9 protein-coding genes, 1 rRNA gene, 1 pseudogene and 1 other annotated feature are annotated in these 14,139 nt (G+C 29.9%); all 11 genes and pseudogenes read left to right on the top strand.

Annotated features, from left to right (window positions below):
* Nucleotides 1–95 (top strand): 5S ribosomal RNA (gene rrf, locus JOC62_RS18745); the annotation flags it as partial.
* Between the two features lie 94 nt (nt 96–189).
* A pseudogene (locus JOC62_RS18740) lies at nt 190–1,401 on the top strand (SulP family inorganic anion transporter); the annotation flags it as partial.
* A gap of 281 nt (nt 1,402–1,682) precedes the next feature.
* The gene (glgB, locus tag JOC62_RS18735) at nt 1,683–3,632 is read left to right on the top strand and encodes a 1,4-alpha-glucan branching protein GlgB (RefSeq protein WP_204596792.1); all 1,950 of its coding nucleotides are present in this window, start codon (nt 1,683–1,685) and stop codon (nt 3,630–3,632) included.
* The gene (gene glgA / locus JOC62_RS18730; RefSeq protein WP_204596791.1) at nt 3,633–5,066 is read left to right on the top strand and encodes a glycogen synthase GlgA; all 1,434 of its coding nucleotides are present in this window, start codon (nt 3,633–3,635) and stop codon (nt 5,064–5,066) included.
* 32 nt (nt 5,067–5,098) lie between these two features.
* Complete coding sequence (locus JOC62_RS18725) at nt 5,099–7,534, top strand: glycogen/starch/alpha-glucan phosphorylase (protein ID WP_204596790.1); 2,436 nt, start codon at nt 5,099–5,101, stop codon at nt 7,532–7,534.
* A 211-nt stretch (nt 7,535–7,745) separates the two neighbouring features.
* Nucleotides 7,746–8,906 carry a glucose-1-phosphate adenylyltransferase gene (locus tag JOC62_RS18720; RefSeq protein ID WP_204596789.1) on the top strand — a complete coding sequence of 387 codons (1,161 nt, stop codon included), beginning with the start codon at nt 7,746–7,748 and terminating at the stop codon, nt 8,904–8,906.
* A 21-nt stretch (nt 8,907–8,927) separates the two neighbouring features.
* A complete protein-coding gene (gene glgD, locus JOC62_RS18715) occupies nt 8,928–10,031 on the top strand; it encodes a glucose-1-phosphate adenylyltransferase subunit GlgD (RefSeq protein ID WP_204596788.1) in 1,104 nt (367 codons plus the stop codon).
* Nucleotides 10,032–10,107: 76 nt separating this feature from the next.
* Nucleotides 10,108–10,347 (top strand) — a binding site (T-box leader).
* 51 nt (nt 10,348–10,398) lie between these two features.
* Entirely contained in the window at nt 10,399–11,022 is a 624-nt protein-coding gene (locus JOC62_RS18710) for a class I SAM-dependent methyltransferase (protein WP_204596787.1), read from the top strand.
* A 16-nt stretch (nt 11,023–11,038) separates the two neighbouring features.
* Nucleotides 11,039–12,193: an aminotransferase class I/II-fold pyridoxal phosphate-dependent enzyme gene (locus tag JOC62_RS18705; protein ID WP_204596786.1), complete on the top strand. Its 1,155-nt coding sequence runs from the start codon at nt 11,039–11,041 to the stop codon at nt 12,191–12,193.
* On the top strand, nt 12,180–13,088 hold the full coding sequence (locus JOC62_RS18700; RefSeq protein WP_204596785.1) for a PLP-dependent cysteine synthase family protein: 909 nt from the start codon (nt 12,180–12,182) through the stop codon (nt 13,086–13,088). Before JOC62_RS18705 ends, JOC62_RS18700 begins: the two co-directional genes overlap by 14 nt.
* 72 nt (nt 13,089–13,160) lie before the next feature.
* A complete protein-coding gene (locus JOC62_RS18695) occupies nt 13,161–13,613 on the top strand; it encodes an S-ribosylhomocysteine lyase (protein WP_204596784.1) in 453 nt (150 codons plus the stop codon).
* Nucleotides 13,614–14,139 lie beyond the last annotated feature (526 nt).

Here is a 14,139-nt window from a genome sequence, read left to right as displayed (position 1 = left end):
AAACACTCCTTCCCATTCCGAACAGGAAAGTTAAGCTCTATAGCGCCAATGGTACTGCACGGGAGACTGTGTGGGAGAGTAGGACGTTGCCAGGTGTGAACTAAAAGAGATAGTAATTACTATCTCTTTTTTTCATGTGTACACTTAATTTACAAAAAATTTATATGAAAAGAGGGATTTTTTTTACTGATGAAAAAACCAAAGTTTTTCTCAATATTAAAACACAGAAAAAAAGAATTAACAAAAGAACAAATTTTTAAAGATGTTGTAGCAGGAATTATTGTTGCAATTATTGCATTACCACTTTCTATTGCACTTGGTATATCATCTGGAGTAACACCAGAGAAGGGATTAATAACAGCCATAATAGCAGGATTTTTCATATCACTATTTGGTGGAAGTAGAGTACAAATTGGAGGTCCTACAGGAGCTTTTGTAGTTATAGTTTATGGAATTATAGAAAAGTATGGACTTGAAGGACTTATAATTTCCACATTAATGGCAGGTATAATTTTAATACTGTTTGGAATATTTAGACTTGGGAATTTAATAAAATATATTCCAAAGAGTATTACTTTAGGATTCACTTTAGGTATAGCTATTACTTTATTATCTACTCAAATAAAAGATTTATTTGGATTAAGTATAGATAAAGTACCTTCTGAATTCATCCCAAAATGGAATGTTTATATATCACATTTTAATAAAATGCATTTTATTACATTATTAATTGGTATACTATGTATTGCCACAATAATCTTATTCCCAAAGGTTAATAAGACAATACCGGGATCCCTTATAGCATTAATAGTATCAACTTTAATAGTTTCTGGATTAAGTTTAAATGTTGAGACAATAGGATCAGCTTTTGGACAAATTTCATCAACTATTCCAAAGCCAGAGCTTCCAGCACTTACAATAGATAAACTAAAGGTTTTATTTATGCCATCCCTTACTATAGCATTTTTAGCTGCTATAGAATCATTATTATCAGCGGTTGTTGCTGATGGAATGATAGATAAAAAACATAACTCAAATACTGAATTAATAGGACAAGGTATAGCAAATATTGCATCATCATTATTTGGTGGAATACCAGCAACTGGTGCAATCGCTAGAACTGCAGCTAATATAAAAAATGGTGGAAGAACTCCTATAGCAGGAATAATACATGCCATAACTTTATTATTAATAATGATAGTATTTATGCCTCTTATACAATACATACCACTTGTTGCATTAGCAGCAATACTTGCAGTTGTATCTTATAATATGAGTGAGTGGAGAGAATGTATAAAAATTATCCACAATAATAAATTTGATGCTATTGAGTTATTAACAACTTTTATACTAACTGTGACTTGTGATTTAGTTGTTGCAATTTTAGTTGCTATGATAGTTCACTTTATAATTATAAAATTAATAGATAAGAATAATGATAAAGATATAGATAGTAGAATAGAAGTTGTATGTTAAACAATAAATTTAAAGAAGCCTAGGGTAATACCCTAGGCTTCTTTTTTATTAAAGTTAAATTGATAATTATATACTTTATTTTAATGAATAATACATTTTTATTAATAAATTTTATATTTATTGAATAGTAATAATAGGAGCTTAAATTATTTAGTGATTCAGTAAAAGTATGTGGATGACATAAAATAGATGGGGGATTATGTAATATGAAGATTATAAGAGAAAAAGATGTCAATAAAGAAAATGGAAATAAGCATGATATTACGGACTTCAATACTTATCTATTTCATCAAGGAAAAAATTTTTATTCATATGATATGTTAGGAAGTAAATTTATCGAAAACGATGGACAGCCAGGCGTTAGATTCACAGTATGGGCTCCTAAAGCAAAAAATGTTTATGTTATAGGTGATTTTAATGGATTTTCAGTAGATGAAAATTATAAGATGATTAAAATTACTAATGAAGGTATTTGGAGCATATTTGTATATGGAATTAATTTAGGATCTAAGTATAAATATGCAATAGAAGATAGAAGAGGGGAAATTCATTATAAAATGGATCCATATTCAATATTTTCAGAGGTGAGACCTAATAATGCATCTATAGTATATAAAGGAAAAGAATTTAATTGGACAGATAGTGATTTTATAAGGTCTAAAAATAATAAAAATATATATGAGAGTGCAGTAAATATATATGAAATTCATCTTGGTTCATGGAAAAGAAGGGACGATGAGTTTTTAACATATAAAGAATTGAGTAAAATACTACCTAAATATTTAGAAGATATGGGATATACACATGTAGAGATTATGCCATTAGTTGAGCATCCATTAGATTCCTCATTGGGGTATGAAGGAATTGGGTTTTACTCAGTAACTAGTAGGTATGGAGATCTAGAAGGATTTAAGGAACTTATTAATGAGCTTCATAAAAGAGGTATCGGAATTATTTTAGATTGGGTACCAAGTCACTTTTGCAAGGATGAACAAGGACTTTATAAATTTGATGGAACTCCAACTTATGAATATGAAGAAGTATGGAAAGCTGAAAATAGACAGCTTGGAACCATTAATTTTGATCTTGGAAGGCCTGAGGTCAGAAACTTTTTAATTTCAAATGCTCTTTATTGGTTTAGAGAATATCATATTGATGGATTAAGGATTGATTCAGTCTCAAATATGATTTATTTAGATTATAAAAGAGGGAAATGGGAATGGGTGCCGAATATTTATGGAAGAAATGGAAATTTAGAGGGAATTCAATTTGTTAAAGATTTGAATGAGATTATACATAACGAATTTCCAAATGTAATGATGATCGTAGAGGAAGCTAAAGATTCTTTGCCTAATGTTTGTAGTTCTATAGGAAATGGAGGTTTAGGATTCAGTTTTAAATGGAATATTAGATGGACGAGTCACATATTAGAATATATAAAATTAGATCCCATATGTAGAAAATATCATCATGCTGATTTAACTTCTTCTATGATGTACAATTACTCAGAAAATTTTATACTTCCTATTTCACATAATGAAGTTATTTATAATAAAAAATCATTGATAGATAAAATGTGGGGTGATTATTGGACAAAGTTTGCAGGACTTAGATTATTTTATTCATACATGATTGGGCATCCTGGAAAGAAACTTATGTTTATGGGGAATGAGTTCGGGCAATTTAATGAGTGGAAGGAATATGAGTCACTTCAATGGGAATTAATTGATAAATATCCTATGCATAAAAGTATTCAAGTATTTTTTAAAGACTTGAATCATATATACAAAGATAATAAAGCACTTTGGGAATTGGATTATGACCCAGAAGGGTTTAAATGGATAGATGAAAATAATAATAATCAAAGTATAATTTCATTTATAAGAAGAGGCAGGAGGAAAGAAGATACGTTGATTTTTGTATCTAATTTTACACCAGTTGTATATTATGACTATAAACTTGGAGTTCCATACAAGGGTGTATATGAAGAGATTTTAAATACTGATCATAAAAAATATGGGGGATCAGGGCAAATTATTGAGGATAAATTATTTTCAGAAGATGAGGAATCTCATAATTTTGAAAATAGTATAAAGATAAAAGTACCGCCAATGGCAACTGTGGTATTAAAGAGAAAATTTGAGGGGGAGAATTAGATGAAAGTTTTATTTGTTGGATCTGAAGCAAATCCATTTATAAAAACAGGAGGGCTAGGTGATGTATTAGGGTCATTACCTAAATCTTTAATAAAATCAGATGTAGATGCAAGAGTTGTAATACCTAAGTATAAGAAGATAAACGAGAATCTAAAAAAAGAACTAAGATTCCTTAAATGGTTTATGGTGCCAGTTGGGTGGAGAACACAATATTGTGGTGTATTTGAGTATGAGGAGGATGGAGTCAAATATTACCTATTAGATAATGAATATTACTTTGGACGAGATGGTCTTTATGGATATTATGATGATGGAGAGAGGTTTGCTTTCTTTAATAGAGCTGTTCTAACTTTTTTAAAACTAGTTGATTTTCAACCAGATATAATACATTGTAATGATTGGCATACTGGAATGATACCAGTACTTCTTAAAGTAGAATATGCAAAAGATTTATTTTATTTTAATATAAAATCAGTATTTTCAATTCATAATATTAAATTCCAAGGAGTATTCCCAAAGGAGATATTACCAGATCTTTTTGGGTATGATTTAGAACCATATTATAATGGTAGTCTTGCTTTTGATGGTGGGGTTAGTTTCATGAAAGGTGGAGTACTTTATTCAGATAGAATTTCTACAGTTAGTTACTCATATGTTGATGAAATTAAAACTCAGGAATATGGTGAAAGACTTGATTCAATATTAAGAGAGAGGGAATATGCGCTAAATGGAATATTAAATGGAATAGATTATAAAGAATTTAATCCAGAAGAAGATAAATTAATATATGAAAATTTTAGCAAGAACTCTCTAGAAGGTAAAGCTGTAAATAAAAAAGAATTACAGAAGGAGTTATGTCTTCCTGTAAATGAAAATGCGGCTATGATTTCTATGGTTACTAGGCTTACTAATCAAAAAGGACTTGATTTAGTAGTTGATATTGCAGATAAATTATTACAGCATGATATTCAGCTAGTTATATTGGGAACTGGTGATTATCATTATGAAAATCATTTTAGAGGTTTAGCTGATAGATATAGGGATAAGGTATCTGCAAATATTAAATTTGATAATGGATTAGCTCATAAAATCTATGCAGCATCAGATATGTTTTTGATGCCTTCATTATTTGAACCATGTGGGCTTGGGCAACTTATAGCACTTAGATATGGTACTGTTCCTATAGTTAGAGAAACAGGAGGTCTAAAAGACACCATTTTCCCATATAATCAATATAGTGGATTAGGAAATGGCTTTAGTTTTAGAAATTACAATGCTAATGAGTTATTAAGTGTTACTGAATATGCATTAGATATATTTAGAGATAAAGATAAGTGGAATTCTATAGTTATGCAAGCTTTAGATTCAGATAATAGTTTAGAGAAATCAGCTAATGATTATAATGAAATGTATAAGGAATTAATTGTAGGATAAGTCGTTATAAAATCCAGGGGGAGGGGATAGATATGCTAACCATTGACAAAAGGTCCTTTAAAAGAGCCTATAAAAAGAAGTATCTAGAAATTCATGGAGAGGAGCTTTCAGATGGAAGTAACTATAAAAAATATGAAGCTTTAGGTAGTTTGGTTAGGGATTATGTTGCAGAAAACTGGATGAAGACTAATAAGAGGTATAGTAATACTGGCGAAAAGCAAGTGTATTACTTTTCAATGGAATTTTTACTGGGAAGACTTCTAGGAGATGCGCTACTTAATCTAGGTATAAGAGATGTATGTAAGGAAGCATTAGAGGATTTAAGTATTAGTTTAGAGGAATTAGAAAATTTAGAACATGACCAAGGACTTGGAAATGGAGGGCTTGGAAGACTTGCAGCATGTTTCTTAGATTCTATGGCATCTTTAAATATAGCAGGGCATGGTTGTGGAATACGATATAAATATGGATTCTTTGAACAAAAAATTATAGATGGAGTACAAGTTGAAGTATCAGATAATTGGCTTAGAGATGGGAACGTATGGGAAAAGAGGAAAAATGATAAAAGAGAGATTGTTAAGTTTGGTGGAAATATAATAGAAGAAGAGATAAATGGAAAAATGAAATTTACTCATGTAAATTATGAGCCAGTACTTGCAGTGCCCTATGATACTCCAGTTGTTGGATATGAGAATAATACTATAAATACATTGAGATTATGGAGTGCTGAAACAGTAAATAATGAATTTGATTTTTCATCATTTAGTAGAGGAGAATTTCTAAAAGCATTAGAATATAAGAATTCTGTTGAGGCGATATCACAAGTTCTTTACCCAGATGACTCTCAATATGAGGGGAAAATGCTAAGGTTAAAGCAACAATATTTCTTTGTCTCAGCTGGCGTTCAGTGCATAATAAGACGTTATAAAAGACATGGCGGGGATATTAGGAGTTTAGATGAAAAGATAGCTATTCATATAAATGATACGCACCCAACTCTTGCAATACCTGAAATTATGAGAATATTATTAGATGAAGAGGGGCTTGCTTGGGAAGAAGCATGGAGAATAACAACAAATACAGTATCATATACAAATCATACAATACTTGCAGAGGCTTTAGAAAAGTGGCCTTTAGACATGTTTAAGTCATTACTTCCAAGAATATATATGATTGTTGAAGAAATTAATGAAAGATTTTGTGCAGATCTTTGGAATAGCTATACAGGTCAGTGGGATAAAATATCACGTATGGCAATAATAGCTGATGGGCAAGTTAGAATGGCTAATTTAGCTATAGTAGGTAGTCATAGTGTAAATGGAGTTGCAAAGCTTCATACAGAAATCCTTAAAAAACAAGAAATGAGTGATTTTTATTACTATTATCCAAATAAATTTAATAATAAAACAAATGGAATAACTCATAGAAGGTGGCTTTTAAAGACTAATCCAAGACTAACAAAATTATTAGTAGATACTATAGGCGAAGGGTTTATAAAACATCCTATAGATTTAGAAGCTTTTGAGAAGAAAGTAAATGATGAAAGTATTCAAAGAGAACTCTATAATATAAAGAAAGAAAATAAAGAGAATCTTGCTGAAACTATATATGAGAAAAATGGTATTAAGGTAGATCCAAATTCTATATTTGATGTTCAGATTAAGAGGATACATGCATATAAAAGGCAAATATTAAATTGTTTAAGAATAATGGATTTATATAATAAACTATTAGAAAATCCTGGGTTAGATATCGTGCCGAGAACTTTTATATTTGGGGGGAAGGCAGCACCTGCATATCATCTAGCAAAGAAGACAATAGAACTTATAAATAGAGTTGCTCAAAAGATAAATAATGACCCTAGGGTTAATGATAAGATGAAGGTTGTTTTCTTAGATAATTATAATGTTTCCCTTGCAGAAGAGATAATAAGAGCTACAGATTTAAGTGAGCAAATATCCACAACTACTAAAGAAGCATCAGGTACATCTAATATGAAGTTTATGATGAATGGGGCTGTTACTATAGCTACATTAGATGGAGCAAATATTGAAATAAGAGATGAGGTTGGGGACGATAATATAATAATATTTGGGCTAAATTCAAATGAGGTTCTAAATTATTATAAAAATGGAGGATATTCATCATTTGATATATATAAGAATGATCCGAGAATTCAATCTTCAATAGATGATTTAATAAATGGTAAATATCATTTTGATAGAGAGAGATTCAGAGAAATATATGAAAATTTAATACCCTACAACGATCAATTCTTTGTTTTAAAAGATTTTGATTCTTATATAAAAGCTCAAGATAGAGTAGATAAGTTATATAGGGATATGAATAATTGGCAAAGAATGTGTGGAGTTAATATAGCGCACTCTGGAATATTCTCATCAGATAGAACAATACTTCAATATGCAAATGGTATATGGGGGGCAGAATTATTATATAAGAATTTATAACTAATTTAATATAGTTATATAGTCCAAAAATAATAGTAATATTATTTTTGGACTTTTTATGTTGTACAAAAGATTTCATAAAATAAATTATGTATAAATTCAAATACTCGGTCATATGTTTATATAAGTGCCTTGAATTTTAATTAATTTAAATTTAGTTAGATATTTAATTTATATAATTGTGAAAAACATATGAGGGGGAGAGAGTGTTATGGGTAAAAAAGAGATAGTAGCTATGATTTTAGCTGGTGGACAAGGTTCGAGATTAGGAGTATTAACTAAGAATTTAGCTAAGCCAGCAGTGCCATTTGGAGGAAAATATAGAATAATAGATTTTCCTTTAAGCAATTGTTCAAATTCAGGTATTTATACAGTTGGAGTTTTAACTCAATATAGGCCATTAGAGCTTAATTCACATATTGGAATAGGAGATCCTTGGGATCTAGATAGAAGAGAGGGCGGAGTTAGTATATTACCTCCTTATCAAGAAGAAAAAGGCGGTATGTGGTATAAGGGAACTGCAAATGCAATATATCAAAACATAGAATATATAGATAGCTATGATCCTGAATATGTACTTGTCTTATCAGGAGATCACATATATAAGATGGATTATAATGAAATGTTAGAATTTCATAAAGAAAAAGAAGCAGATGCGACAATTGCAGTTATTGATGTATCACTTAAGGAAGCAAGTAGATTTGGAATAATGAACACTAGAGAGGATTTATCAATATATGAATTTGATGAAAAACCGAAGGTACCAAAAAGCACAAATGCATCAATGGGAATATATATATTTAATTGGAAGGTTTTAAAGAGGCATCTAATAAATGATGAGATGGATATAACTTCAAGTAATGATTTTGGCAAAAATATTATACCTAATATGATAGAAGATGGGCGTAGACTAGTTGCATATCCGTTTGATGGTTATTGGAAAGATGTTGGAACTATAGAAAGTCTATGGGAGGCAAATATGGATTTATTAAAAACTGAAAATGAATTAAATTTATTTGATGAAGATTGGAAAATATACTCTGTAAATCCAGTAAGTCCAGCACAATATGTAGGTGAAGAAGCAGAGGTTAAGAACTCAGTTATTGTTGAGGGATGTACTGTGTATGGTAAGGTAGAAAATTCTGTATTATTCCAAGGAGTTTACGTTGGAAGAGATACTGTAATAAAGGATTCTGTAATTATGCCTAATTCGTATATAGGAGATAATGTAAGTATAAATAAGGCCATAATAGGAAGTGATGTCGTTGTAAATAAAGAATCACAAGTAGGTAGTGGTGATGAGATTGCAGTTGTTGCTTCAAAGGAAGAGATAAGTCCAGGCAGTACAATTGAAGCTAAAAAGATGGCTTAAAGGAGGAAAGGGTGAGTGCATATGAATAATTGCTTAGGAATAATAAATTTAGATGAAAATGAGACTAGGATGGGAGAATTGGTTAGAAAAAGACCTTTAGCATCAGTACCCATAGCAGCTAGGTACAGGGTTATAGATTTTGTTTTATCTAATATGACTAACTCCGGAATAGAGTGCATTGGTATTTTTGCGAAAAATAGATCGAGATCTTTAATGGATCATTTAACTAATGGAAGGCCGTGGGATCTTCATAGAAAAAAAGATGGGTTAAAGGTATTTAATTTTGGAGATGAAGACCCATCATATGATGATGTTCATAATTTTGCAGATAATATTGAATTCGTTAAATATAGTAAAAGAAAATACGTACTTTTAGCTCCATCATATATGGTGTGTAATATTAATTTTAATGAGTTATTAAAACAACATAAAAAATCAGGAAATGATGTCACAATGGTATATAAAAATATAAATAATGCAAATTTAGAGTGTATAGATTGTGATGTATTAAATATAGAAAATGAAAGAGTAGTTAGTGTTGGAGAAAATATTGGTAGGGCAAATAATGCTAATATAAGCATGGAAATGTATTTCATGAGAACAGAATTATTCGTAGATATTGTTCATGAATCAATTAGAAGTGGAATGTATAGAAAAATAAAGCAATTTATACATTCTAATTTAGAGAGATTGAATGTAGGAACTTATGAATTTAAAGGATACTTAAGCTGTATAAATTCTTTAAAAGCTTATTATGATTGTAATATGGACTTTTTAGATGCAGATGTTAGTAGAGAATTGTTCTGCAAAGAAAGACCTATATATACAAAACCTAAAGATGAAGGACCAACTCAATATACAGTTTGTAGTAATGTTAAAAACTCTATTGTAGCTAATGGGTGCTATATTGAAGGAGAGGTTAAAAATAGTATTATAGCAAGACGTGTCCATATAGGGAAAGATGTAAAAATAAAGAATTCTATAATATTACAAAACGCTATTATAGGAAATGGATGTGAACTTGAAAATGTAATTGCAGATAAAAAGATAAGGGTAGAAAAAGATGAAAGATATATTGGCTCTAAAAATTGGCCCATTGTTATGATGAAAAGAAATAACGTTTAAAAAAGGGTTGCTTTTTAAAAAACATTGTACTATAATTCAAATACAAGAAGTATTCATATAGAATTACTAGGTTATAATAAATGCGTTGAAAAAGTAAAGTAACATTTTGGAGAATCACAGAGAGGGAAGCATTGCTGAGAGCTTTCTATTTAGAAGAAATGTGAAGTGCACTTTGGAGCAGAAATTCGAATTAATAGTAGAGTTCTCCGGGATCACCCGTTATAGTGATTAGGCATGTTAGTGCTGGAATTTTGAGAGTAGATATATTTTTTATATCTAAACTAGAGTGGAACCGCGAGTATACCTCGTCTCTAATGTATTAGAGACGAGGTTTTTTTATATTTAAAAATAATTAGGAGGTTTTATCATGAATTCAATAAACTACTTCAATTCTATTGCAAAAGACTGGAATAAAATCAGAGTGGACTATTTCAAAGATGAATTAAGGGAGATTGCAGTTAATTCTGTAGATATTAAGGAAAAAGTAATTGCAGATTTAGGGGCAGGCACAGGATTCATAAGTTTAAGAGTAGGAGAAGAGGCAAATTTAGTTTTTCCTATAGATTCATCAAAGAATATGCTTAAAGAGTTACATAAATCAGCAAAAGATAAAAATTTAAACAATATATATCCCATAAAAGGAAGTCTAGAAGATTTACCTCTTTTTGATAATTCTGTGGATATTATATTTATGAATATGGCATTACATCATGTTACAAATCCAGATGTAGCAATAAAGGAAATGAATAGAGTACTAAAGAAAGATGGGCAATTAGTTATAACAGATGTTGAAAAGCATTCAGGGGAATGGGCATCTAAAGAAATGTACGATGTATGGTTGGGATTTAAGCATGATCAATTAGAGGCTTGGTATAAAGAAGCAGGATTTATAAATATAGATGTTAAGAGTACTGGATTAATTGCTAGAGGTGAATCATCAGAAGGAGAAGTGATTGAACCTAAAATTTTTATAGCAAAAGCAACAAAATAATTAAGGAGTGATAAAGGTGAAAAAAGATTCGTTATTAATACATGGTGGAATAAGTATTGATGAAAATACAGGAGCAGTAAATATACCAATTTATCAGACATCAACATATAAGCAAAAAAGCTTTGGGGAAAATAGTGGTTATGAATATTCAAGAACTGGCAATCCAACAAGGGAAGCACTTGAAAAATTAATTGCTGATATAGAAGGTGGAAAAAGAGGATTTGCATTTGCATCTGGACTTGCTGCAATTACTGCAATACTAAGCTTACTTAAAAGTGGAGATAAAATACTCATAACTAATAATTTGTATGGTGGTACATTTAGAGTTTTAGATAAAGTATTTTCTAACTTCGGCATAAGATATGAGATAGTAGATGACTTTGAAAATTTTGAAGATAAAATTGATAAAGATGTAAAAGTAATATACATTGAAACACCAACAAATCCGTTATTAGACGTAGTAGATATTAAAATGGTTTCAGATAAGGCTAAGAAAAATGGTTTATTAACTATTGTAGATAATACTTTCATGAGTCCATATTTTCAGAACCCATTAGATTTAGGAGCTGATATAATAATACATTCAGGAACAAAATATTTAGGTGGACATAGTGATTTAGTTGCTGGATTGGTTGTTGTAAATGATGACTTACTTGGTGAAAGATTGCATTTTATTCAAAATGCAACAGGTGGAATACTTCAACCTTTTGATAGCTTCTTATTAATAAGAGGAATTAAAACACTTTCAGTAAGAATGGAAAGACATGAAAAGAATGCGATGTTTATAGCAAATAAGTTATTAGAAAATAAAAGAATTAAAAAGGTTTATTATACAGGACTAGAAAGTCATGAAGGCCATGAGATACAAAAAAGACAAGCCTCTGGATTTGGTGGAGTAATATCATTTGTATTAAATGATGATATTGACCATAAAAAGTTTGTAAATAGCTTAGAGCTTATAACATTTGGAGAAAGTTTAGGTGGAGTTGAATCACTAATATGCCACCCTGCATCAATGACACATGCAGCACTTCCAGAAGAACTTAGAGAGCGTATAGGAATAACAGAAAAATTAATTAGAGTTTCAGTTGGTATAGAGGATAAGGAAGATATATTAAAGGATATAGAGCAAGCTTTATTAAAAGCAGGTGAAAAAGATGAATTACTATAATGACATAAGAGAATTAATTGGAAATACACCATTATTAAAATTAAATAACTTAGGAATCAAAAATGGTGTAAATGTATTTGTTAAGATTGAAGGGTTTAATCCAGGAGGCAGCTGCAAAGATAGAGTGGGAGTATATATGATAGAAAAAGCTGAGATGGAAGGAATACTTAAACCGGGATCTACTATCATAGAAGCTACTGCTGGAAACACAGGTATTGGAGTAGCACTGGCAGCATTGAATAAGGGATATAAAGTAATGTTCGTTGTACCAGAAAAGTTTTCGATAGAAAAACAGAAATTAATGAAATCTCTTGGAGCTATAATAATTAATACGCCAAAAGAAGATGGTATGGAAGGTGCTATAAATATAGCTAACTCACTGTTAAAAGAGATTCCAAATTCTATATCGTTAAATCAATTTAACAACGAATCAAATCCACACGCTCATTATGAAACAACAGGAAAAGAGATTTATGAGGATTTGGATGGAGAGATAGATTATTTAGTTGCTGGAGCTGGAAGCGGAGGAACATTTTCAGGTGCTTTAAGATATTTAAAAGAAAGTATAGATGAAATAAAAGGAATATTAGCAGATCCTATAGGCTCTATAATAGGTGGTGGAAAAGAAGGATGTTACAAAATAGAAGGTATAGGAAATAACTTTATTCCTCAAACAATGGATATGAATTTAGTTGATGAAATTATTAAGGTAGATGATGAAGAGGCTTTTAATGCTGCAAGACTATTAGCAAAAAAAGAAGGGATTATAGTCGGATCATCATCAGGAGCTGCTCTTTCTGCTGCACTAAAATTTATAGAAAAAATAGATAGTGGAAATGTAGTTGTCATATTGCCAGATAGAGGGGACAGATACTTTAGTACAGATTTACTATAAATGTAGAATATAAATTAGAAAACTATATTATGCAAATTACAATAAACATATATTAGAAAGGAAGTAATTACAATGATTAAGGTAGAAAGTTTTGAATTAGATCACACAAAGGTTAAAGCGCCTTATGTTAGAAAAGCAGGAGTGAAATCAGGGGTAAAGGGTGATATAGTATCTAAATTTGATTTAAGATTTGTTCAGCCGAATAAAGAAATCTTATCAGACAAAGGAATGCATACATTAGAACACTTTTTAGCTGGATTTATGAGAGAAAGAATTGATAATATTATTGACATATCACCAATGGGATGCAAAACAGGATTTTATTTAATAAGCTTTGGAGATTTGGATGTTAAAGAGGTTATCGAAGCATTGGAATATTCATTACAAAAAGTGTTATTGCAAGATGAAATTCCAGCTGCTAATGAATTACAGTGTGGATCAGCATCATTACATTCACTAAATTTAGCAAAAGAGCATGCTAAATATGTATTAGATAATGGAATAAGTGATAGATTTTATATATAACAATAGATAACAGATTAAATTATAAAAATATTCTTATACTAAAATTGAATAAAATTTTAGTATAAGGATATTTTTTATTATATAAGGATAATATATTATCGAATATATTATAATAGATAGAAATTTATGGTTTTGTATTATACAATTTAATAAGAATATATAATAATTACATCTAATACAGTACCAGGCGTATCTTAAGTAGGAAATTAAAGAATAAAGAAGAAAAAAAGAATTATATAAAAATAAATAGACATATTAGTAATAATATGTCGAATCAATATCTGTATATATGTTATTATAAATCTCGTCGCTGATGCGAAACAGCTTCCACGGAAGCAAGGCAATATTTTAAATCAAATTAAGTTAAAATAACTTATTGAAAAAAATGTTGACAAAGTTTTTCAGAGGTGGTAAGATAAGTGAGTCGCTTGAGGGCGACGAGATAAAATGGTCTTTGAAAATTGAACAGAATATATAAAACATTTAAACAACCAGCAATTCTTTTTATTAAAGTAAGTTTTATGAG

Source organism: Clostridium sardiniense (assembly GCF_016907995.1).
Taxonomy (GTDB): domain Bacteria; phylum Bacillota; class Clostridia; order Clostridiales; family Clostridiaceae; genus Clostridium; species Clostridium sardiniense.
This window is presented reverse-complemented; position numbering and strand designations above follow the sequence as displayed.

What these genes read in the sequence shown, in the direction of transcription:
- glgA (WP_204596791.1), top strand. Translation starts at nt 3,633, where the DNA reads ATGAAAGTTTTATTTGTTGGATCTGAAGCAAATCCATTTATAAAAACA.
- JOC62_RS18695 (WP_204596784.1), top strand. Translation starts at nt 13,161, where the DNA reads ATGATTAAGGTAGAAAGTTTTGAATTAGATCACACAAAGGTTAAAGCG.
- JOC62_RS18700 (WP_204596785.1), top strand. Translation starts at nt 12,180, where the DNA reads ATGAATTACTATAATGACATAAGAGAATTAATTGGAAATACACCATTA.
- glgD (WP_204596788.1), top strand. Translation starts at nt 8,928, where the DNA reads ATGAATAATTGCTTAGGAATAATAAATTTAGATGAAAATGAGACTAGG.
- JOC62_RS18710 (WP_204596787.1), top strand. Translation starts at nt 10,399, where the DNA reads ATGAATTCAATAAACTACTTCAATTCTATTGCAAAAGACTGGAATAAA.
- JOC62_RS18725 (WP_204596790.1), top strand. Translation starts at nt 5,099, where the DNA reads ATGCTAACCATTGACAAAAGGTCCTTTAAAAGAGCCTATAAAAAGAAG.
- glgB (WP_204596792.1), top strand. Translation starts at nt 1,683, where the DNA reads ATGAAGATTATAAGAGAAAAAGATGTCAATAAAGAAAATGGAAATAAG.
- JOC62_RS18720 (WP_204596789.1), top strand. Translation starts at nt 7,746, where the DNA reads ATGGGTAAAAAAGAGATAGTAGCTATGATTTTAGCTGGTGGACAAGGT.